The organism is Bradyrhizobium xenonodulans, assembly GCF_027594865.1.
Lineage (GTDB): Bacteria > Pseudomonadota > Alphaproteobacteria > Rhizobiales > Xanthobacteraceae > Bradyrhizobium > Bradyrhizobium xenonodulans.
The window spans coordinates 8,092,804-8,113,584 of record NZ_CP089391.1 but is presented as its reverse complement, the minus strand read 5'-3'; the positions used below and the strand labels follow the sequence as shown (position 1 = coordinate 8,113,584).

The 20,781-nt window shown below is 63.3% G+C and carries 18 protein-coding genes; 13 read left to right on the top strand and 5 right to left on the bottom strand.

The features are described 5' to 3' along the window. Nucleotides 1–17: 17 nt before the first annotated feature. Together I3J27_RS38280 and I3J27_RS38275 are read right to left on the bottom strand one after the other, a co-directional pair. Nucleotides 18–998, bottom strand: coding sequence for an amino acid--[acyl-carrier-protein] ligase (locus tag I3J27_RS38280; protein ID WP_270163978.1), 981 nt, complete (start codon nucleotides 996–998; stop codon nucleotides 18–20). 108 nt (nucleotides 999–1,106) lie between these two features. Continuing rightward, complete coding sequence (locus tag I3J27_RS38275) at nucleotides 1,107–2,324, bottom strand: acyl-CoA dehydrogenase family protein (protein ID WP_270163977.1); 1,218 nt, start codon at nucleotides 2,322–2,324, stop codon at nucleotides 1,107–1,109. 356 nt (nucleotides 2,325–2,680) lie between these two features. Between I3J27_RS38275 and I3J27_RS38270 the strand changes: the two genes are divergently transcribed. From I3J27_RS38270 to mtnA, 3 genes are all read left to right on the top strand, one after another. Further along, a complete protein-coding gene (locus I3J27_RS38270; RefSeq protein WP_270163976.1) occupies nucleotides 2,681–2,953 on the top strand; it encodes a phosphopantetheine-binding protein in 273 nt (90 codons plus the stop codon). 196 nt (nucleotides 2,954–3,149) lie between these two features. Further along, on the top strand, nucleotides 3,150–4,025 hold the full coding sequence (locus tag I3J27_RS38265; protein ID WP_270163975.1) for an S-methyl-5'-thioadenosine phosphorylase: 876 nt from the start codon (nucleotides 3,150–3,152) through the stop codon (nucleotides 4,023–4,025). A gap of 30 nt (nucleotides 4,026–4,055) precedes the next feature. Next, the gene (mtnA, locus tag I3J27_RS38260) at nucleotides 4,056–5,165 is read left to right on the top strand and encodes an S-methyl-5-thioribose-1-phosphate isomerase (RefSeq protein WP_270163974.1); all 1,110 of its coding nucleotides are present in this window, start codon (nucleotides 4,056–4,058) and stop codon (nucleotides 5,163–5,165) included. Between the two features lie 94 nt (nucleotides 5,166–5,259). Here mtnA and I3J27_RS38255 read toward each other — a convergent pair whose 3' ends face one another. After that, a complete protein-coding gene (locus tag I3J27_RS38255; protein ID WP_270163973.1) occupies nucleotides 5,260–5,895 on the bottom strand; it encodes an HAD-IA family hydrolase in 636 nt (211 codons plus the stop codon). Nucleotides 5,896–5,992: 97 nt separating this feature from the next. Here I3J27_RS38255 and I3J27_RS38250 point away from each other — a divergent pair, with 97 nt between their 5' ends. Continuing rightward, nucleotides 5,993–6,751 (top strand): S1 family peptidase, encoded by a 759-nt coding sequence (locus I3J27_RS38250; protein ID WP_270163972.1) that lies wholly within the window; start codon nucleotides 5,993–5,995, stop codon nucleotides 6,749–6,751. Between the two features lie 124 nt (nucleotides 6,752–6,875). Beyond that, on the top strand, nucleotides 6,876–8,378 hold the full coding sequence (locus tag I3J27_RS38245) for a flavin-containing monooxygenase (protein WP_270163971.1): 1,503 nt from the start codon (nucleotides 6,876–6,878) through the stop codon (nucleotides 8,376–8,378). 122 nt (nucleotides 8,379–8,500) lie between these two features. Here I3J27_RS38245 and I3J27_RS38240 read toward each other — a convergent pair whose 3' ends face one another. Both I3J27_RS38240 and I3J27_RS38235 read right to left on the bottom strand, forming a co-directional pair. Continuing rightward, the gene (locus tag I3J27_RS38240) at nucleotides 8,501–9,427 is read right to left on the bottom strand and encodes a response regulator (protein WP_270163970.1); all 927 of its coding nucleotides are present in this window, start codon (nucleotides 9,425–9,427) and stop codon (nucleotides 8,501–8,503) included. Continuing rightward, nucleotides 9,411–12,782 (bottom strand): hybrid sensor histidine kinase/response regulator, encoded by a 3,372-nt coding sequence (locus I3J27_RS38235; protein ID WP_270163969.1) that lies wholly within the window; start codon nucleotides 12,780–12,782, stop codon nucleotides 9,411–9,413. The genes I3J27_RS38240 and I3J27_RS38235 overlap by 17 nt, the downstream gene beginning before the upstream one ends. Nucleotides 12,783–12,950: 168 nt before the next feature. Between I3J27_RS38235 and urtA the strand changes: the two genes are divergently transcribed. From urtA to I3J27_RS38195, 8 genes are all read left to right on the top strand, one after another. Then, nucleotides 12,951–14,210, top strand: coding sequence for an urea ABC transporter substrate-binding protein (gene urtA, locus I3J27_RS38230; RefSeq protein ID WP_270163968.1), 1,260 nt, complete (start codon nucleotides 12,951–12,953; stop codon nucleotides 14,208–14,210). A 134-nt stretch (nucleotides 14,211–14,344) separates the two neighbouring features. Beyond that, nucleotides 14,345–15,271 (top strand): urea ABC transporter permease subunit UrtB, encoded by a 927-nt coding sequence (gene urtB / locus I3J27_RS38225; RefSeq protein WP_270163967.1) that lies wholly within the window; start codon nucleotides 14,345–14,347, stop codon nucleotides 15,269–15,271. A gap of 17 nt (nucleotides 15,272–15,288) precedes the next feature. Next, on the top strand, nucleotides 15,289–16,431 hold the full coding sequence (urtC, locus tag I3J27_RS38220) for an urea ABC transporter permease subunit UrtC (protein ID WP_270163966.1): 1,143 nt from the start codon (nucleotides 15,289–15,291) through the stop codon (nucleotides 16,429–16,431). Between the two features lie 65 nt (nucleotides 16,432–16,496). Next, nucleotides 16,497–17,252: an urea ABC transporter ATP-binding protein UrtD gene (gene urtD / locus I3J27_RS38215; RefSeq protein ID WP_270163965.1), complete on the top strand. Its 756-nt coding sequence runs from the start codon at nucleotides 16,497–16,499 to the stop codon at nucleotides 17,250–17,252. 12 nt (nucleotides 17,253–17,264) lie between these two features. Then, the gene (urtE, locus tag I3J27_RS38210; protein ID WP_270163964.1) at nucleotides 17,265–17,954 is read left to right on the top strand and encodes an urea ABC transporter ATP-binding subunit UrtE; all 690 of its coding nucleotides are present in this window, start codon (nucleotides 17,265–17,267) and stop codon (nucleotides 17,952–17,954) included. Between the two features lie 28 nt (nucleotides 17,955–17,982). Continuing rightward, nucleotides 17,983–19,212, top strand: a complete 1,230-nt coding sequence (gene fmdA, locus I3J27_RS38205; protein WP_270163963.1) for a formamidase — start codon at nucleotides 17,983–17,985, stop codon at nucleotides 19,210–19,212. A 92-nt stretch (nucleotides 19,213–19,304) separates the two neighbouring features. Further along, nucleotides 19,305–19,682 (top strand): FmdB family zinc ribbon protein, encoded by a 378-nt coding sequence (locus I3J27_RS38200; RefSeq protein WP_270163962.1) that lies wholly within the window; start codon nucleotides 19,305–19,307, stop codon nucleotides 19,680–19,682. Between the two features lie 44 nt (nucleotides 19,683–19,726). Then, nucleotides 19,727–20,767, top strand: a complete 1,041-nt coding sequence (locus I3J27_RS38195) for an aliphatic amidase (RefSeq protein ID WP_270163960.1) — start codon at nucleotides 19,727–19,729, stop codon at nucleotides 20,765–20,767. Nucleotides 20,768–20,781: the final 14 nt, after the last annotated feature.

Sequence of the window (20,781 nt, the reverse complement as noted above, 5' to 3'; positions counted from 1 at the left end):
AGGCCTCGTGAGCTCTGTTAGCGCCAGCCTTCGCCATGGGCATCGGTCGCGATTTGCGGCTGCATGCCCATGATCTCCCGCACCTTGGCGGGCCAGGCGGAAAGGTCGGTGCCGTGGGTGTGGAACATGGCGACGGCCAGGCGATCCATGCCGAAGGCGACGCAGCCGGTGTGCGCCGGCTCGCCATCGGCGTCCTGGATGCCCCAGGTCGTGCCGAAATGCTCGCGATGATAGTTGAAGCTCATGCAGGCGGTCGGCTGCTCTTCCGAGCGCAGCGGAATCAGGAGCTCGAACTTGAGCTGTTGCTGCTTCTGGCTCACCGCCTTCATCTGGCCGACGCGGCCGAAGAACGGGTCGCTGGCATAGTCGACGCGGAAGGTCAGGCCGAGGTCGCGCGCAATTGCCTGGGCGCGCACCATCCAACGCTCGCGGAAATCGGCGACGTCGTCCGGGCTGCCGATGCAGACATATTCGCGCATCCGGAACGATTGCAGCCGGTCGAGATGCTTTGACGGCTCGCGGCGGAAGCAGTCGGCGGCGACGTCGAAGCGCAGGCCGCCTTTCGGCAAAGGTCCGCGGCTCGCCGCGATCGGATAGACGGGATAGCAGGCGGCGGGCGACAGCACGAGGTCGGCCGGCGACAGCGAGGTGGTCCAGTCACCGCCGGCATCGAAGCGGCTCACCGCGGCGTTGATCTCGCGCTCGGTGCCGTGCAGGCCGCAGACGCAGCCGAGCAGGTTCGGAAAGCTCTTGAGATAGCCGGATTTCTCGAGCTGCGCGCGGCTCATCACCGGCGGGAAGCGCATCACCTCGGTGCCGGCCTCGCGATGTCCGGTGATCAGCGCGGCGAGCTTCTCGACGACGCCCTCATAGAGCGCGGTGCGGGCGTAGACGCCGTCCGAGCCCATCGGGTGGAACAGCTTGTCGGCGAGATGATCGAGCGGGTCGATGATCTCAGGCGCGGTCTCGGGCGAATTGGGGAGGACGGCAATGTTCATGGTTCGATGTCCTGCTATGTCAAAAAATTGTTCTTGTTGGTTCGGTCACCAAAGGCACGTCAATCGGCAAGGCTCGCAAGTCGAAGGCTCGCAAGTCGTGAAGGCACGTCAGTCGCGAAGGCTCAATGGCACGCCGCTCATCAGGGTCGAGGTGGCGGCGTTGGCCAGGATGCGGTCGTTGTTGATCATGATCGGCGACGACAGCACGTCGCGCAGATGCCGACCCATGGTGAATTCGCCGTCGTTGCGATAGCCTGAAAGGCCCGCGGTGCGCATCGCATGCATCACGGTCTCGACCGCGAGCTCGGAGGCCTGCACCTTCAGCAGCGTGATCGAGGACTGGAAGTCGAGCGAGCTCAGCGCGCGCTCGTCATGCTCGACGCGGGCGAAGGCGTCGATATTGGCTGATATCAGCGCGCGCAGTTTCGCGAGAGACATCTTGGCGGCGGTGAAGTGTGCGGCGGCCGGCGGCATCTGGCCACCGGAGGTGCGGGCCGCCTTGCGAACGAAGGCCTGCGCGCGGGTCACGGCCGCGGCGGCGATGCCGGCCCAGGCTGACGACCAGCACAGATGCGCAAACGGCGTCATCGTCTGGGCATGGATCTTGTCATAGGCTTCCGGAAAGACGCGGTCGGCGGGGCAGTCGACCTTCAGCTCGAAGCCGGTCGAGCAGGTGCCGCGCATGCCGAGCGTTTCCCAGCCCAGCGTCTGCTTCAGCGAATAATCGTCCTTGGCCAGCGCCAGCAGCACCTGGTCGGAGGCTGCGGCGTTGGTGGCGCGCCGGGCGATGGTAACGAGACCATCAGCTTGGGCGCCGTAGGAGATCACAGTGGCGTCGCGCACCAGCGAGACGGTGTCGCCGGCAACGTCGACTGCGGCCGCGCTGGCGCGGATGTTACCGCCGTTCTGGCCTTCCGTGGTGGAGGAGGCGAGCAACCACTGGTCGCGAGCGACCCGGCGCATCATGGTTTCCATCCAGGGGATGCCGTGGCCGTGCCTGACGACGCAGGCGACCTTCGTCGTGTGCATCGCGTAGATCATCGCGGTCGAGGCGCAGGCGCGCCCGAGCGTGTAGCAGATGTCGGTGACGTCGTAGATCGAGGCACTGAGGCCGCCGAACTCGACCGGGATCATGACGCCGAGCAATTTCTGCTCGCGGGCGACTTCGAATGCCTTGTGGGGGAAGCGGGCGTCGCGATCGACGCCGTCTGCGTCGGCTGCGGCCGCAGCGGCGGTCCGGGCGGCGCGCTCGACGAGGGAGGGGCCCTGCTCGAGGAAGCTCGTTTGCGTTTCGTCGACAGTGAGGACTGCTTCACGCACGTTCATACTCGTCCGCCTCCGGTTTGCCGTTCGAGATCGCCGGCATCATTCGCGATGCCGCCGGCGATCATCCGGCCATCTTTGCTTGTGATGTGAGGCTACGGATTTAATTCAAATTCGTCGATGAAATAGAGGGTAAACAAAGCCAAATTCCGAACGAACAGTTAAGGTCCGGTTGTTTGCATCGGCCGAATTTCGGCGATCGCGTTAGGGTTCTGGAAGAAGATCGAATTCCGGACAATCTGAGTCATCGTTTACTAAGAAACGCGAAGTAATGGTGACGCCCATTGTGGGATCGGCCCGTCGCGCCCATCGTAGCCGGCGACAGCTCCGACCTTTCATGGACAGATGGAAATTTGCCGATGCAGGCCTTCGATACCGAATTGCGCAATCGCATCATTAAGCTGGTCAAGGGCATCCTCGATCAGAACTCGCTTCCCGCGAACGTCACGCCACAGGCGAAGCTCGTCGACGCCGGCCTGACCTCGATGGACATGGTCAATCTGATGCTCGGTGTCGAGGCCGAGTTCGACTTCACCATCCCGCAGTCCGAGATCACGCCGGAGAATTTCCAGTCCGTCGAGACGCTGGAGCGCATGGTCGCAACCCAGTTGCAGCTGGCGACCGCGGCTTAGTTAAGCGCACCAATTTTTCCCCGGGTCGCCCCTGCGAACGCAGGGTCCCGGCGTTCACCGGGACGACATCGAGTGTGAGTTGAGCATCTTCCGCCCCTCACACCACCGGCATCACTCCAGCACCCCCGGTTCCAAAACCGCCGTAAAACTGGCATAGCTTAACCATGTCGCACGTGGTGGACAGGGTGGAGCAGGCATGACGCAGGCGGTATTGGGCATCATCGGCGGCTCCGGCATCTACGATCTGCCGGGACTCGAAGGCGCACGCGAAGAGGCGATCAAGAGCCCCTGGGGCGAGCCGTCGGCCCCGCTGCGGCGCGGCTCTATTGCCGGCCTGCCGATCGTGTTCCTGCCGCGGCACGACAAGGGCCACCGGCTGTCGCCCTCCGACATCAACTATCGCGCCAATATCGATGTGCTGAAGCGCGCCGGCGTCACCGACCTGATCTCGCTGTCGGCCTGCGGCTCCTTCAGGGAGGAACTGCCGCCCGGCACCTTCGTTCTCGTCGATCAGTTCGTCGACCGCACCTACAAGCGCGAGAGCTCATTCTTCGGCCGGGGCTGCGTCGCCCATGTGTCGATGGCGCATCCGGTCTCGCCGCGGCTGCGCATCCATCTTGCGGCGGCCGCTGAAGCCGAGGGCATCGCGTTTGCGCGCGGCGGCACCTATGTCTGCATGGAAGGGCCGCAATTCTCCACCTATGCGGAGAGCATGACCTACAAGACGCTGGGCTATTCCGTGATCGGCATGACCAACATGCCCGAAGCGAAACTCGCCCGCGAGGCTGAGATTTGCTACGCCACCGTCGCGATGGTGACGGATTTCGACTGTTGGCATCCCGATCACGATGCCGTCACGGTCCAGGACATCATCCGCGTGCTGACCTCGAATGCCGACAAGGCGAAGGCGCTGGTGGCACGGCTGGCCAAGGACTTTCCCCGCGAGCACGAGCCGTGCCCGATCGGTTCGGATCGCGCGCTCGACACCGCGCTGATCACGGCGCCCGAGGCCCGCGACCCCGAGCTTCTGAAGAAGCTCGACGCGGTGGCCGGGCGCATCCTGCGCGGTTGAGACACAAGAAGGACGAAGAGGCAGAACGCCATGAAGGTCGACGGCAAGCATTTCCGCAGCATCTGGCGTGAGCGCGACGGGTGGTCGGTCGGCGCGATCGACCAGCGCAGGCTGCCGCACGAGTTCATTGTTGCGAAGCTGACGTCATGCGAAGACGCGGCGGTCGCCATCCGCGACATGCTGGTGCGCGGGGCACCGCTGATCGGCGCGACCGCAGCTTATGGCATGGCGCTCGCGATGCGCGAGGACGCTTCCGACGCCGGCCTGAAGCGCGCTTACGACACGCTTGTCGTGGCGCGGCCGACGGCGATCAATCTGAAATGGGCCCTGGACGAGATGCGCACGGCGCTCGTGCCGGTCGATCCCGTTGAACGGGCCGAGGCAGCCTATGCGCGCGCCGACGAAATCGTCGAGCAGGACGTCGAGATCAATCGCGGCATCGCCGGCAACGGCCTGAAGCTGATCGAGGCAATCGTCACAAAGAAGAAGCCTGGCGAGACGGTCAATTTGCTGACCCATTGCAATGCCGGCTGGCTTGCCACCGTCGACTGGGGCACCGCGACCGCGCCGATCTATCTCGCGCATGAGCGCGGCATCAAGGTCCATGTCTGGGTCGACGAGACCCGCCCGCGCAACCAGGGTGCCTCGCTCACCGCCTGGGAACTCGGCCATCACGGCGTGCCGCACACCGTGATTCCGGACAATACCGGCGGGCATCTGATGCAGCACGGCATGGTCGATCTCGCCATCGTCGGCACCGACCGCGTCGCCGCCAATGGCGACGTCTGCAACAAGATCGGCACCTATCTGAAAGCGCTTGCGGCGCATGACAACGACGTGCCGTTCTACGTCGCGCTGCCGTCGCCGACGATCGATTTCGCCGTCCATGACGGCATCCGCGATATCCCGATCGAGCAGCGCAGCGGTGCGGAAGTCACCGACATGACTGGCCGCACTGCGGATGGAAGATTGGAAACGGTGCGGATTGTGCCGGAGGGCTCGCCGGTCGCGAATTACGCGTTCGACGTGACACCGGCGCGGCTCGTCACGGGGCTCATTACCGAGCGCGGCGTGCTGAAGCCGGATCGCGCCTCGCTTGCGGCTGCGTTCCCGGAGCGGATCGCTGTTGCGGCGAAGTAGGCTCTCGTAGGGTGGGCAAAGGCGCGGAAGCGCCGTGCCCACCTTCTGCTTGTGGGGGCAGGCTTCGCTTTGCCCACTCTACGGCCTTTGCGAACTAGTTCAGCTTCAGCCCCGTCGCCGCCTCGAGCTCGGCGATGGCCTGGGCGCCACTTGCAACCTTGATCGTGATCATGCCCATCTCGCGCGCGGGTTTCAGATTGACGCCGAGATCGTCGAGATAAACGCAGTTTTTCGGATCGACCTTCAGCGTCTCGACCATCAGCTGGTAAATCCGCGGGTCAGGCTTGCGCAGGCCGATCTTGGCGGATTCGATGACGTGGTCGAACAGGACCATCACCTCGGCGACGTAGAGCGTGCGTCCGGTCATGCTGCCGATCGCGTTGGCCGGCAGATTGTTGGTGATGCAGCCGGTCTTGAGTTGCGCCTTGATGCGCTTCAGCGCCTCGACCATCTCAGGACGCAGATCGCCCTGCAGCAGCGGCAGCACGTCCCGCCCGCGCACCTCTGCGCCGAGCGCGAGTGATTCTGCTGCAAACAAATGATCGAACGTCTCGATATCGACCTCGGCGCGTTCGAACCTGGCCCAGGCGTTTTCCAGATGATTGGCGGCATTGGTGCGGCGGATGATGTCGATGGGCAGGCCGCGCTCGGTCTCGAACCGCGAAAACGCCTCGAATGGCGAGCTTGTCAGCACACCGCCAAAATCAAAGATCACAGCCTCGATCGTCAAGATCCGCCCCTCGTCAATTCCTTTCCAAGAGGGCTAGCATGCGCTATCGGCAAGGACCAGTCCGAAGCAATCCCCGCCGATGCCGAAGCATGTTCCCATGAAGAAGCTTGTCACTTTCGCCATAGCCGCGCTGCTCCTCGCCACACCCGCTCACGCCATCGTCGGCGGCGGCACGCCGCAGACCGATGGCGTCGCGCGCGCAGTCGTCACCATCGTCGGCTCGCGCGGCAATTTCTGCACCGGCAGCTTGATTGCCCCAAGGCTGGTGCTGACAGTTGCTCACTGCGTGCAGCCGGGTGCGGATTACAAGATCGTCGATCGTGACGCCGGCGGCCAGCCTCAATTGCTGAACGTGCGCACCGTCGCGATCCATCCGAGCTTCAACATGCAGGCGATGCAATCGCATCGCGCCACTGCCGACGTGGCCTTGTTGCAACTGGAAATTCCACCCAAGGGAAAATCGACAATCGTCGTCGGCGCACCAAATATTCCGATCCAGGTCGGCGGCCGCTTCGTCATCGCCGGTATCGGCGTCACCGTGAGCGGCGACGGCAAGAGCGGCGGCATGATTCGCGTAGCCGGTCTCGTTGCCACGGGGCAGCCCGGCACGCTTCAAATCCGTCTGGTCGATCCCGTAACCAACGGTGTTCGTGACGGAATCGGCGCCTGCACCGGCGATTCCGGCGGTCCCGTGTTCGAGGACAAGCCGAGCGGGTCGGTGCTCGTCGGCCTCATCAGCTGGTCGACCGGGCCAAACAACGCCGCCGGCTGCGGCGGATTGACCGGCGTCACCCCGCTCACGCTCTATCGCGACTGGATATTGCAGACCGCGCGGAGCTGGGGTGCGGCGCTGTGATTTGACCGCGGCTTGATCTATGTCATTTTGAAGCGGAAGCGCGACGGGCGACCATGCCCGCCGCGGAGGAAACGCGCCGTCCAGTCAAGGACGGCCACAAAAACAAGCAAGGCAAGAAGCAACAATGAATGTCGCTGTTCGCAGTCACGCCACGGCCAAACAGGCTTCTGAACATTTCGACGTGCTGATCGTCGGCGCCGGCATCTCCGGCATCGGCAGCGCCTACCACATCAACAAGCAGCTGCCGGGCACGAGCTACGTCATCCTCGAAACGCAGGCGACGTTCGGCGGCACCTGGACCACGCATCGCTATCCCGGCATCCGCTCGGACAGTGACCTCCACACCTTCGGCTACAGTTTCAAACCCTGGGTCGGGCCGCCGATCGCCACCGCCGACGAGATCCTCGCCTACATGAACGAGGTGATCGACGAGAACGATATCGCTCGGCATATCCGCTACAAGCACCAGATCAATTCGGCGAGCTGGTCGAGCGAGCAAAATCTCTGGACCATCGAAGCGATCACGACCGATACCGGGGAAGCAAAGACCTTCACCGCGAACTTCCTCTGGATGTGCCAAGGCTATTATCGCCATTCGGAAGGCTACACACCGGAATGGAAGGGCACGGATCGCTTCAAGGGCCGCATCGTCCATCCGCAGACCTGGCCTGATGACATCGACCTCGCGAACAAGAAGGTGGTCGTGATCGGCTCGGGCGCGACCGCGGCCACGCTGGTGCCGAACATCGCGGACAAATGCGCGCATGTCACCATGCTGCAGCGCTCGCCGACCTATTTCCGCCTGGGCCGCAACGCGATCGAGATCGCGGAGGAACTGCGCCGGCTCCAGGTCGACGAGGCCTGGATCCATGAGATCGTTCGGAGAAAAATCCTGTTCGAGCAGGATGCGTTCACAAAGCTCTGCCTCTCCAAGCCGGAGCAGGTGAAGAAGGAGCTGATCGGCCAGATCAGCGCGGTGCTCGGTCCCGATTACGACGTCGAGACGCATTTCACGCCGAGCTACCGGCCGTGGCGGCAGCGCATCGCCTTCGTGCCCGATGCCGATTTGTTCAAAGGCATTGCCAGCGGCAAAGCCTCGGTCGTCACCGACGAGATCGAATGCTTTGTCGAGAACGGCATCCAGCTCAAATCCGGCAAGCTGCTGGACGCCGACATCATCGTCACCGCGACCGGTTTCAATCTCGCAGCCCTCGGCGACATCGCCTTCGAGATCGACGGCAAGCCGCTCGCCTTCGGCGACACCGTGACCTATCGCGGCATGATGTTCACGGGCGTTCCGAACATGGTCTGGGTGTTCGGCTATTTCCGTGCGAGCTGGACCCTGCGTGTCGATCTCGTTGCCGATTTCGTCTGCCGGCTGCTCGGTCACATGAAGGCAAAGGGCAAAAAGAAAGTCGAGGTGGCCTTGCGTCCCGAAGACCACAACATGCCGATCCTGCCCTGGATCGATCCGGAGAACTTCAACCCCGGCTACATGATGCGCAACATGGACCTGCTGCCCAAACGCGGCGACAAGCCGGAATGGCAACACAGCCAGGATTACTGGACCGAGAAGGACGAGATCCCGAAGACGGATATGGATGACGCGGCGTTTGTGTATGGGTGAAGGGATCGTGTGAGGGGCGATAACGATCGCCCCATCCTCCGCTGTCGTCCCAGGGCGCGAAGCGAGCCCGGGACGACACCGTTGGTTGGGTGAGCGGCAGCACAACGCGCCCGCACAGGCGCTTACGAATTCCTTCTCGTCGCATTCGTCGCGATCGCCGCCGCCGCGGTCCGGTTCTCCACCCCGAGCTTGGCGTAGATCTGCTCCAGATGCTTGTCGACCGTGCGCGGGCTCAAGCCCAGGATCTGCGCGATGTCGCGGTTGGTCTTGCCTTTGCTGAGCCAGGCCAGCACCTCGCCTTCGCGGGTGGTGAGGCCGAGCTCGCTGGTGAATTCCGGCGGCAGCGCCGTGCCGGATTCCTTGGAGAGCCGCAGCAGGAATTCGTTCGGAGCGGTTTCGCCCATGTAATAGAGCCGGAGTTGCGGATTGTCGGGCAGCGACGCGGCCTGAGACTTCGCGCTGCCCTTGCCTTTCGCCTGCTCCAGCCATTGCAGCAGTGAGGGCGGCAGCACGAAGTCGTCGGCCTGCACGCCGTGATGATCGGACAGCAGCTTCTGCGCCTGCGGCGTTGCCCAGAGCAAATTGCCCTGCCGGTCGACCGCGAACAGGAAACGGCCGGAGACGTCGAGCGCGGCGCGCGCGCTCTGGGTCAGCCGGGCATTGCCGAGATGGACGCGGATGCGCGCCAGCATCTCCTGGATCACGATCGGCTTCGTCACGTAGTCGACGCCGCCGGCTTCCAGCCCGCGAACGATGTGCTCTGTCTCGGCAAGACCCGTCATGAAAATCACGGGGACGTTGGCCAAGCCCGCATCGCGCTTGAGGCGGCGGCAGGTCTCGAACCCGTCGATGCCGGGCATCACGGCATCCAAGAGCACGATGTCGGGGGTGATCTGGTCGACGATGCGCATCGCGGCGGCGCCGTCGAGCGCCACCATCACCGTCATCCCGGCGCCGTCGAGCGCGTCGGTGAGCAGCCGCAGCGTTTCGGGAGAGTCATCCACAACGAGCGCGACATCGCGCTTCTTCGACTCAATGCTCATGCGCATGCAACGTCTTCAATGTGGCCATGTACTGGTCGAGATCGAAGCGGTCGACCAGCGACCGCATTTCGGCGACGAAGTCGGCATGCTCGGGGTGTTCGCTGCCGATCTCGTCCAGCTTCAGCTGGATGCCCTTGACGTAGCCGATCTGGCCGAGCCCGATCAGCGCCTCGATGTGCCGCGCCGGCGGCCTTGATCCGCTCTCGGGCCGCCAGAACGGCACCTCGATCTCGTCCGATCCGTACTGCCATTCGATCTTGAGGAGCTGGCGGATGGTCTCCAGCAATCGCGGGATGTCGATCGGTTTCATCAGATAGCCGTCGTGGAACGGCTGCGCCAGCGGCGTACCGTGGGCCTCGAGTGCGCTCGCCGATACCATCAGGATCCGTGCCTGATGATGACCGCTCGCGCGCAACGCCTCCGCCACGGCCCAGCCGTCCATGGCCGGCATGGAGATATCGAGCAGGAACAGGTCGGGCCGGCAATGCTGCGCCAGTGCGAGACAGCCGGGGCCGTCGGGCGCGCTGAGCAGGATGAAGCCGAGCGGCGTCAGCACCTCGCGCAGGAGGTCGCGGTGCACGGGGTCGTCGTCGGTGATGAGGATGGTCTTGCGCGCGCCGTGATAGCCGGAGACCGGCGCCTCCACCGGCGCGATGCGCTGCGGATTGGTCACCTCCGACAGCAGGATCTTGACCTTGAACGTAGAGCCGGTGCCGACCGTGCTCAAGACCTTGATGTCGCCGCCCATCACGCCGGCGAGCAGCCGGCTGATGGTCAGGCCTAGCCCGGTGCCGGTCTGCGGCTGCGAGACGCCGAGTGCGCCCCGTTCGAACGGCGCGAAGATGCGTTCGAGATCGTCGCCCTGGATGCCGGGTCCGGTGTCGATCACCTCGAACTCGGCAACCGGACTGCGGTAATGCACGACGAACTGCACGCTGCCGGTCTGGGTGAACTTGATCGCATTGGAGAGCAGGTTGATCAGCACCTGACGCAGCCGTTTCTCGTCGGCATAGACCACGACCGGCAAATGCGCGGGGCGCCTGAACACGAAGTCGATGCCCTTGGCGGCGGCCTGGAGACGGAACATGCCGACGAGCTGGTCGAGGAATTCGCTCACGCGGACCTCGTCCCGCGACAGATACAGTCGCCCGGCCTCGATCTTGGAGATGTCCAGGATGCCGTCGATCAGGCCGGAGAGGTGATCGGCGCTGCGGCGGACGACGCGGACCTGGTCGCGCGGCTTGGTGAGAAGCGTCGAATCCTGCTCCAGGAGCTGGGCATAGCCGCTGATGGCGTTCAGCGGCGAGCGCAGCTCGTGGCTGAGACCGACGACGTAGCGGCTCTTGGCGAGGTTGGCGGATTCGGCCACCTCCTTGGCGCGCTGGAGCTCGGCGTCGGTACGCTTGTGGGCGTCGATTTCCTGGATCAGAAGCGCGGTCTGCCGCCGCGTCTCGGCCTCGGCGGCCCGGCGGCTCTGCTGCGCCAGCACGAACAGCCAGGCCACCACGCCGATGATGATGCTGAGCGAGAAAAACACGTTCCACAGCACGTTCGAGACGAGCGAATTCTCGCCAGGCACGCTCGCCGAGGTCTGCAGATAGATCAGTCCCAGCACCAGCGCGACGAGGCCGGCCGAGACCACGAACACGCCGACATAGTGGCCGAACTGCGAGTTGATCCGCTGATAGATCGGCTGCGGCAAGATCCTGCTGAGCGCGTCGGCGAACTGGACCTGCGCCCGTGCATGCGGCTTGCAGAGATCGTGGCAGCGCGCATCGAGCGAGCAGCACAGCGAGCAGATCGGGCCGGCATAGGCCGGGCAGGAGGTGGTGTCCTCAGGCTCGAAGCTGTGCTCGCAAATGCAGCACTGAATCGCCTCGATATTGGCCCAGCTCTTCTTCGGTTTGCGCGCGATGTAATATTTGCCGTCGGTGAGCCAGGCGATGACGGGCGCCGTGACGAAGGCCACCGTCAGCGCGACGAAGGCGGCGAGCGCCTTCATGGTCGGGCCGAACAGGCCGTAGAACGCTGCGATCGAGACGATGGTCGCGATCGTCATGGCGCCGACGCCGACTGGATTGATGTCGTAGAGATGGGCGCGCTTGAACTCCATCTGCGGCGGGCGCAGGCCGAGCGGCTTGTTGACGACGAGATCGGCGACCAGCGCGCCGACCCAGGCGATCGCGACGTTGGAATAGAGCGCCAGCGTCTGCTCCAGTGCCTTGTAGACGCCGATCTCCATCAGCAGCAGCGCCACCATGACGTTGAACACCAGCCACACCACGCGGCCGGGGTGGCTGTGCGTCAGACGCGAGAAGAAATTCGACCAGGCGATCGAGCCCGCATAGGCGTTGGTGACGTTGATCTTGATCTGCGACAGGATCACGAACGTGCCGGTGAGCGCCAGCGCCATGTCCGGCTGCGACAGCACGTAGCGAAACGCCTCGAGATACATGTGCGCGGGCTCGGCGGCGAGCTCGCCGGAGAGGCCGTGGCTTAGCGCAAAGAAGGCGAGAAATGAGCCCAGCAGCAATTTCAGCGCGCCGAAGATGATCCAGCCGGGGCCCGCGATCAGCAGGGCGATCCACCACGAGGTTCGCGACGTTCGGCGGTCGCGCGGCAGGAATCTGAGGAAGTCGACCTGCTCGCCGATCTGCGCCACCAGCGAGAACACCACGGAGGATGCGACACCGAACAGCAGCAGGTCGAAATGCCCGCTCGCGTCGCCGTGCTCGCCGGCGAATTTGCGCCATTCCGCGAACGAGTAGGGATTGGCCCAGGCGATCGCGGCAAAGGGCAGGATGTGCAGGATGATCCAGATCGGCTGCGTCCAGAGCTGGAAGCGGCTGATCAGCGTGATGCCGTAGGTGACGAGCGGGATGATCGCCACGGCGCTGATGAGGTAGCCGATCGGGCGCGGAATGCCGAAGCACATCTCCAGCGCGGTGGCCAGGATCACCGCCTCGATGGCGAAGAAGATGAAGGTGAAGGAGGCGTAGATCAGCGATGTGACGGTCGAGCCGATATAGCCGAAGCCTGCGCCCCGGGTGAGCAGGTCAATGTCGATGCCGCATTTGGCTGCGTAATAGGCAATCGGCACGCCGCAAAAGAAGATGATGATGGAGACGACGAGGATCGCGGCGCTGGCATTGGTGACGCCGTAGTTCAGCGTGATGGTGCCGCCGATCGCTTCCAGCGCCAGAAAGGAGATGGCGCCGAGCGCGGTGTTGGCGACGCGGGCGGCAGACCAGCGGCGCGCGCTCTTGGCGGTGAAGCGCAGCGCGTAGTCTTCCAGCGTCTGGTTGGCGACCCATTGATTATACTGGCGCCTGACGCGGTCTATTCGCTGCCGCCCTGCCACTAACCCCACTCCCGATACTGACCCGGAGCCCTCGCAAATCCCGTACCAAAAGCCTACGTCGGTATTTTGCGGTGCAGTATACGCGATCTTGCGTATGCTTGCGCTGCACAAATCCGAGCCATCCTCACGGCACCAATCGCGTGTCCTCGAACAAAAAGTGGGGTGCTCATGTCAAACGAAGCCAACAAGGGCCTGTTGTCGCCGCTCCGGCGCAAACTATTGATGGGAATGGCCGCCCTGCCTGCCATCACGATGCTGCCGAAGGCGTCGTTTGCACAGACGCCGGCGACCTCGGCGGTCAACACCACGGGTCTTGCGGTCACCGACACCGAGGTGACGGTCGGCATCCTGCACTCGGCCACCGGCACCATGGCCATCTCCGAGACCGGCTCGATCGAGGCCGAAAAGCTCGCCATCGAGCAGATCAACGCCATGGGCGGCGTGCTCGGGCGCAAGATCAAGTTCATCCAGGAGGACGGCGCCAGCGACTGGCCGACCTTTGCGGAAAAGGCCAAGAAGCTGCTGGTCAACGACAAGGTCGCGGCGATCATGGGCTGCTGGACCTCGGCCTCGCGCAAGGCCGTGCTGCCGGTCATGGAGCAGTATAACGGCATGCTCTATTACCCGACCTTCTACGAAGGCCTCGAGCAGTCCAAGAACGTGATCTACACCGGCCAGGAAGCGACCCAGCAGATTCTCGCCGGCCTGAACTGGATTGCCAAGGAGAAGGGCGCGAAGTCGTTCTTCTTCATCGGCTCCGACTATATCTGGCCGCGTACCTCGAACAAGATCGCGCGCAAGCACGTCGAGAACGTGCTGAAGGGCAAGGTCGTCGGCGAGGAGTATTATGCGCTCGGCAGCACCCAGTTCAACTCGGTCATCAACAAGATCAAGCTGACCAAGCCCGACGTGATCTTCACCGACGTCGTCGGCGGCTCGAACGTCGCCTTCTACAAGCAGCTCAAGGCGGCCGGCATCGACCTGTCCAAGCAGGCGCTGCTGACGATCTCGGTCACTGAAGACGAGATCGACGGCATCGGCGGCGAGAACATTGCGGGCGCCTATGCCTGCATGAAGTACTTCCAGTCGCTCGACAATCCGAACAACAAGACGTTCGTGCCCGCGTTCAAGAAGGCGTGGGGCGAAAAGACCGTGATCGGAGACGTCACCCAGGCTGCCTATCTCGGCCCGTGGCTGTGGAAGTTGACGGTGGAGAAGGCCGGCTCCTTCGACGTCGACAAGATCGCGGCGGCTTCGCCCGGCGTCGAGTTCAAGGGCGCCCCCGAAGGCTACGTGCGCATCCACGAGAACCATCACCTCTGGTCGAAGACCCGGGTGGGCCGCGCCAAGCTCGATGGCCAGTTCGAGCTGATCTACGAGACCGCCGATCTCGTCGAGCCGGATCCGTTCCCCAAGGGTTACCAGTAAGAAGCGCGGGGTCGTTCGCGCCTTCTCCCTAACACCAAGCCTCTCCCTGGCGTGGACAGCAAACCCACGCCCAAGACCCCCGCGTCGCGAACCTGCTCGCGACGCGGGACCCTTATCCCCGACGGAGGACATCGATGTTCGGCGACTACTCGCTTGGTGATCTTGGCTCGATCTTCGTCATGCAGGGTTTTGCGGGACTGATCCTGTTCTCGGTCTACGTCCTGATGGCGCTCGGGCTTGCGATCATCTTCGGCCAGATGGGCGTCATCAACATGGCCCACGGCGAGTTCATGATCCTCGGGGCCTACGTCACCTGGATGACCTCGAGCCTCTTCCAGACCTATTTGCCGAGCCTGTTCAGCGGCTACTTCTTCCTCGCGATGATCCTGGCCTTCGTCGCGTCCGGTGCGCTGGGAATGCTGGTGGAATGGGTGCTGATACGGCATCTCTACAAGCGCCCGCTCGATACGCTGCTCGCCACCTGGGGCCTGAGCCTGATGCTGCAGCAGGCTTATCGCTCCGTGTTCGGCGCGCGCGAAGTCGGCGTCGAGCTGCCGCAATGGATGCTCGGCTCGCTGCACGTCACCGACAGCATCGAGGTGCCGATCAACGGCGTCTTCGTGATGTGTCTCACCGTCCTCATCACCATCGCTGTCGCCTATGTCATGTACAAATCGCGCTGGGGCCGCCAGGTGCGTGCCGTCGTGCAGAACCGCATCATGGCCGGCGCGGTCGGCATCAACACCGAGAAGGTCGACCGCTACACCTTCGGCCTCGGCTGCGGCATCGCCGGCGTCGCCGGCAGCGCGTTCACCATGATCGGCTCGACCGGGCCGACGTCGGGCCAGCTTTACATCGTCGACACCTTCCTTGTCGTCGTGTTCGGCGGCGCCGCCAGCCTGCTTGGCACCATCGCCTCCGCATTCTCGATCTCGCAGACGCAGTCGACGCTCGAATTCTTCCTGTCGGGCTCGATGGCCAAGGTGCTCACGCTGCTCGCCGTCGTCGGCATCCTGATGCTGCGGCCGCAGGGTCTCTTTGCCCTCAAAGTCCGCAAATAACGGGAAGCAGGCAAGTCATGATCATCAACTCGCGCTTCTTCAATCGATCCGAGCTCATGGGCTTCATCGTTCTGGCCGCCGTGCTGTTCGTGATCCTGCCGCTGACGCTGGATGTGTTCCGCCTCAATCTGGTCGCGAAATATTTGACCTACGCCTTTGTCGCGCTCGGCCTCGTGCTGTGCTGGGGCTATGGCGGCATCTTGAGCCTGGGACAGGGCGTGTTCTTCGGTCTCGGCGGCTATTGCATGGCGATGTTCCTCAAGCTCGAGGCATCGAGCGTGGAGAACACCAAGATCCAGTCGACGCCCGGCATTCCGGACTTCATGGACTGGAATCAGATCACGTCGCTGCCGTTGTTCTGGCAGCCATTTCACAGCCTCACCTTCACCATCCTCGCCATCATCTTGGTGCCGGGCCTCTTCGCCCTGATCATCGGCACGGCGATGTTCAAGCGCCGCGTCGGCGGCACCTACTTTGCGATCATCACCCAGGCCGTCGCCGCCATCCTGACCATCCTGATCGTCGGGCAGCAGGGCTATACCGGCGGCATCAACGGCATGACCGATCTGCGGACGCTCAAGGGCTGGGACATCCGGCCCGACCACGCCAAGGTCATCCTGTACTTCGTCGAGGTGGTGCTGCTGTTCGCCTGCATCGGCATCGCGCAGTTCATCCGCCTGACCAAGCTCGGCCGCATCCTGGTGGCGATGCGCGAACAGGAAGATCGCGTCCGCTTCTCCGGCTACAGCGTCGCCAACTTCAAGATCTTCGCCTTCTGCATGGCCGCGGTCTTCGCCGCGATCGGCGGCGCCATGTTCGCGCTCAATGTCGGTTTCATGTCGCCGTCCTTCGTCGGCATCGTGCCCTCGATCGAGATGGTGATCTACACCGCGGTCGGCGGGCGCATGTCGATCTTCGGTGCGATCTGGGGCGCCATTCTGGTGAATTTCGCCAAGACCAGCCTGTCGGAATCTTTCCCACAACTCTGGCTGTTCGGCCTCGGCGCGCTGTTCATCGCGGTCGTGCTCGCCTTCCCGAACGGCCTGTCCGGGCTCTGGGCCGATTACGTGCAGCCGCGCATCGATCGGTTGTTCGCCTCGCGCAAGTCGAAGGCGGACTGGAAGGACAATTCGGTCGCCGACGGCGCACCGGCAGAGTGAGGGGATAGGTCATGCTCGTCGGTCATCACGATGCCGATGCCACGCTGGCAGTGAGGGGATAGGTTATGCTCGTCGGTCATCAGCCCAAAGAATTCCTGCTCGCGGTCTCCGGATTGACTGTCTCGTTCGACGGGTTCAAGGCGGTCAACGATCTCTCCTTCTACGTGGAGGAGAACGAGATCCGCGTCATCATCGGTCCCAACGGCGCCGGCAAGACCACGGTGCTCGACCTGATCTGCGGCAAGACAAAGGCGACCTCGGGCTCGATTCAGTTTCGTGGCAAGGAGCTCACGAAAATGAAGGAAAACGAGATCGTTCAGACCGGTGTCGGGCGTAAGTTCCAGACGCCATCGGTGTTCGAGGATCTCACCGTGTTCGAGAACCTCGAGATCTCCTTTCCGCGCGGCCGCACCGTGTTTGGCTCGCTGACTTTCCAGCGCGATCAGCCCGTGAAGGAGCGGGTCGAGGAGGTCGCGGAGATGATCTTCCTCAAGGACAAGCTCAACACCTTTGCCGCCGAGCTCAGCCACGGCCAGAAGCAATGGCTCGAGATCGGCATGCTGCTGATTCAGGATCCGGATCTGTTGATGCTCGACGAGCCGGTCGCCGGCATGAGCGTCTCCGAGCGTGCCAAGACCGCCGAACTGCTCAACCGCATCATCAAGAACCGCTCGGTGCTGGTGATCGAGCACGACATGAAGTTCGTCGAGGACATCGCGCACAAGGTCACCGTGCTCCACCAGGGCCAGATCCTCTCGGAGGGTACGATGGAGAAGGTGAAGAACGACCCCAAGGTCGTCGAAGTGTATCTGGGCCACTAAGGAGGCGTAACGATGCTTGCAATTTCCGACCTCCATGTTGCCTACGGCCAGAGCGAGGTGCTGCACGGGCTCAACGTCAAGGTCGCGCCCAACGAGATCGTGGCGATCATGGGCCGCAACGGCATGGGCAAGACCACGCTGATGAAGTCGCTGATGGGCATCCTGCCCGCCAAGAGCGGCTCGATGACCATGGACGGCGCGGAGCTCGGCGGCCTGCCGAGCTATGCGCGCGTGGCCAAGGGCCTCGCCTACGTGCCGCAGGGCCGCATGATCTTCTCTACCATGACGGTGAAGGAGAACATCGAGACCGGCCTCGTCGTCTCCGGCGGCTCCGAGGTGCCCGGCGACATCTACGAGCTGTTTCCGGTGCTGCTGGAGATGAAGGGTCGCCGCGGCGGCAATCTCTCCGGCGGCCAGCAGCAGCAGCTCGCGATCGCCCGCGCGCTTGCGACCAAGCCGAAGGTTCTGCTGCTGGATGAGCCCACTGAAGGCATCCAGCCGTCGATCATCAAGGAGATGGCGCGCACGCTGAAGCGCATTCGCGATGAAAAAGGCCTCTCGATCGTCGTGTCCGAGCAGGTTCTCAGTTTCGCGCTCGACATCGCAGACCGCGTGCTGGTGATCGAGAACGGCGAGATCGTGCGTGACGATCCGCGCGACGCCGTCGATGCCGCGCAGGTCTCGAAATATCTGTCCGTCTAATCAACCACGGTAAAAGGGGAGCATCTCGATGCCAGAGACACTGATCAAGGTCGATCTCACCAAGTCGGCTTACGAAAATGACATGGTGCACAACCGCTGGCACCCCGACATCCCGATCGTGGCCTGGGTCAATCCCGGCGACGACTTCATCATCGAGACCTATGACTGGACCGGCGGCTTCATCAAGAACAACGATTCCGCCGACGACGTGCGCGACATCGATCTGTCGATCGTGCACTTCCTGTCCGGTCCGATCGGCGTCAAGGGCGCTGAGCCCGGCGATCTCCTCGTCGTCGACCTGCTCGACGTCGGCCCGATGAAGGAGAGCCTGTGGGGCTTCAACGGCTTCTTCTCCAAGCAGAATGGCGGCGGCTTCCTCACCGACCATTTCCCGCTGGCGCAGAAGTCGATATGGGACATCAAGGGCCTCTACACCTCGTCGCGCCACGTGCCCGGCGTCAACTTCGCCGGCCTAATTCATCCCGGCCTGATCGGCTGCCTGCCCGATCCGAAGATGCTCGAGACCTGGAACAAGCGCGAGGCCGAGCTGATCTCGACCAACCCGACCCGCGTGCCGGGCCTCGCCAATCCGCCGTTCGCGGCGACCGCCCATGGCGGCCGCGCCAAGGGCGATGTCAAAGCCAAGATCGGCGCCGAGGGCGCGCGCACCGTCCCGCCGCGAGAGCATGGCGGCAATTGCGACATCAAGGATCTCTCGCGCGGCTCGAAGATCTACTTCCCGGTCTATGTCCCGGGCGCGGGTCTGTCGATGGGCGATCTGCACTTCAGCCAGGGCGATGGCGAGATCACCTTCTGTGGCGCGATCGAGATGGCCGGCTGGCTGCATCTGAAGGTCGAGGTGATCAAGGACGGCATGGCGAAATACGGCATCAAGAATCCGATCTTCAAGCCGTCGCCGATCACGCCGAACTACAAGGACTATTTGATCTTCGAAGGCATCTCTGTCGATGAGGCCGGCAAGCAGCATTATCTCGACGTCCACATCGCCTATCGCCAGGCCTGCCTCAACGCCATCGAATATCTGAAGAAGTTCGGCTACTCCGGCGCCCAGGCCTATTCGATCCTCGGCACCGCGCCGTGCCAGGGCCACATCTCAGGCGTGGTCGACGTGCCCAATGCCTGCGCCACGCTATGGCTGCCGACGGAGATCTTCGACTTCGACGTGATGCCGTCGGCGGCAGGACCCATCAAGCACATCACGGGCGATATCCAGATGCCGATCTCGCCGGACAAGTAATCGGTGCGCGAGAAGGATGCGGGATGGCGGCGGTTGCCGTCCCGCATCCGCCGCGGGAAGTCTCTCACAGGCAACAGCGTAGGGATGATGCAATGCCGGTCTATGAGTATCTCTGTGACGATTGCGGTCCGTTCAAGGACCTCCGCCCGATGGCGGAATGCGACGATCCGCAAAGCTGCCCGCATTGCGAGACGATGGCGCCACGGGTCATCCTGACCGCGCCGAATTTCTTCTGCATGCCGGCCGAGAAGCGCAAGGCGCATGCCGTCAACGAGCGCAGCACGCACGCGCCGCAGACGCTCGCGCAATACAAGGCCTCGCACGGTCCCGGCTGCGGCTGCTGCTCCACGGGCAGGACCGTGAAGGACAAGGGCTCGACCGACAGGAAGAAGCCCGCGCGGCTGGTGACCAAGACCAGGAGCGGCGCCAAGGGATTTCCCACCGCGCGTCCCTGGATGATCAGCCACTAACACCCGCGATGATCTCAAACCAATAAAAGGCAGGAGCGCCCAACATGCTTCACGGTGACATTTCCAGCAGCAACGACACCGTCGGCGTCGCGGTGGTCAACTACAAGATGCCCCGCCTGCACACCAAGGCCGAGGTGCTCGACAACGCGCGCAAGATCGCCGACATGCTGGTGGGCATGAAGGCCGGCCTGCCCGGCATGGATTTGGTGATCTTCCCGGAATACTCCACGCAAGGGATCATGTACGATTCCAAGGAGATGTACGAGACAGCGTGCTCAGTGCCGGGCGAGGAGACCGCGATCTTCGCCGAAGCCTGCCGCAAGGCGAAAGTGTGGGGCGTGTTCTCGCTGACCGGTGAGCGCCACGAGGAGCATCCGAACAAGGCGCCCTACAACACGCTGATCCTGATGAACGACAAGGGCGAGATCGTGCAGAAGTATCGCAAGATCATGCCATGGGTGCCGATCGAGGGCTGGTATCCCGGCAATTGCACGTATGTCTCCGACGGCCCCAAAGGGATGAAGGTCAGCTTGATCATCTGCGACGACGGCAATTTCCCGGAGATCTGGCGCGATTGCGCCATGAAGGGTGCCGAGCTGATCGTGCGCTGCCAGGGCTACATGTATCCGGCCAAGGAGCAGCAGGTCATGATCTCCAAGGCGATGGCGTGGGCCAACAACGTCTATGTCGCGGTCGCCAACGCCTCCGGCTTCGACGGCGTCTATTCCTATTTTGGTCACTCCGCGATCATCGGCTTCGATGGCCGTACGCTCGGCGAGTGCGGCGAGGAGGACTACGGCATCCAGTACGCCCAGCTCTCGAAACATCTGATCCGCGATGCGCGTCGCAACGGCCAGTCGCAGAACCATCTCTACAAGCTGGTCCATCGCGGCTACACCGGCATGATCAATTCCGGCGAAAGCCCGCGCGGCGTCGCGGCATGCCCCTATGATTTCTACAAGAACTGGATCGCCGATCCCGAAGGCACGCGCGACATGGTCGAGGCGATGACCCGCTCGACACCGGGCACCGACGAATGCCCGATCGACGGCATCCCGAACGAGGCTGCGGCCAGCAATTATTGAGGCGCTGATCGCAC

What these genes read in the sequence shown, in the direction of transcription:
- I3J27_RS38275 (WP_270163977.1), bottom strand. Translation starts at nt 2,324, where the DNA reads ATGAACGTGCGTGAAGCAGTCCTCACTGTCGACGAAACGCAAACGAGC.
- I3J27_RS38280 (WP_270163978.1), bottom strand. Translation starts at nt 998, where the DNA reads ATGAACATTGCCGTCCTCCCCAATTCGCCCGAGACCGCGCCTGAGATC.
- I3J27_RS38265 (WP_270163975.1), top strand. Translation starts at nt 3,150, where the DNA reads ATGACGCAGGCGGTATTGGGCATCATCGGCGGCTCCGGCATCTACGAT.
- urtC (WP_270163966.1), top strand. Translation starts at nt 15,289, where the DNA reads ATGATCATCAACTCGCGCTTCTTCAATCGATCCGAGCTCATGGGCTTC.
- I3J27_RS38200 (WP_270163962.1), top strand. Translation starts at nt 19,305, where the DNA reads ATGCCGGTCTATGAGTATCTCTGTGACGATTGCGGTCCGTTCAAGGAC.
- fmdA (WP_270163963.1), top strand. Translation starts at nt 17,983, where the DNA reads ATGCCAGAGACACTGATCAAGGTCGATCTCACCAAGTCGGCTTACGAA.
- urtB (WP_270163967.1), top strand. Translation starts at nt 14,345, where the DNA reads ATGTTCGGCGACTACTCGCTTGGTGATCTTGGCTCGATCTTCGTCATG.
- I3J27_RS38270 (WP_270163976.1), top strand. Translation starts at nt 2,681, where the DNA reads ATGCAGGCCTTCGATACCGAATTGCGCAATCGCATCATTAAGCTGGTC.
- I3J27_RS38195 (WP_270163960.1), top strand. Translation starts at nt 19,727, where the DNA reads ATGCTTCACGGTGACATTTCCAGCAGCAACGACACCGTCGGCGTCGCG.
- I3J27_RS38240 (WP_270163970.1), bottom strand. Translation starts at nt 9,427, where the DNA reads ATGCGCATGAGCATTGAGTCGAAGAAGCGCGATGTCGCGCTCGTTGTG.
- I3J27_RS38250 (WP_270163972.1), top strand. Translation starts at nt 5,993, where the DNA reads ATGAAGAAGCTTGTCACTTTCGCCATAGCCGCGCTGCTCCTCGCCACA.
- urtE (WP_270163964.1), top strand. Translation starts at nt 17,265, where the DNA reads ATGCTTGCAATTTCCGACCTCCATGTTGCCTACGGCCAGAGCGAGGTG.
- urtA (WP_270163968.1), top strand. Translation starts at nt 12,951, where the DNA reads ATGTCAAACGAAGCCAACAAGGGCCTGTTGTCGCCGCTCCGGCGCAAA.
- urtD (WP_270163965.1), top strand. Translation starts at nt 16,497, where the DNA reads ATGCTCGTCGGTCATCAGCCCAAAGAATTCCTGCTCGCGGTCTCCGGA.
- I3J27_RS38245 (WP_270163971.1), top strand. Translation starts at nt 6,876, where the DNA reads ATGAATGTCGCTGTTCGCAGTCACGCCACGGCCAAACAGGCTTCTGAA.
- mtnA (WP_270163974.1), top strand. Translation starts at nt 4,056, where the DNA reads ATGAAGGTCGACGGCAAGCATTTCCGCAGCATCTGGCGTGAGCGCGAC.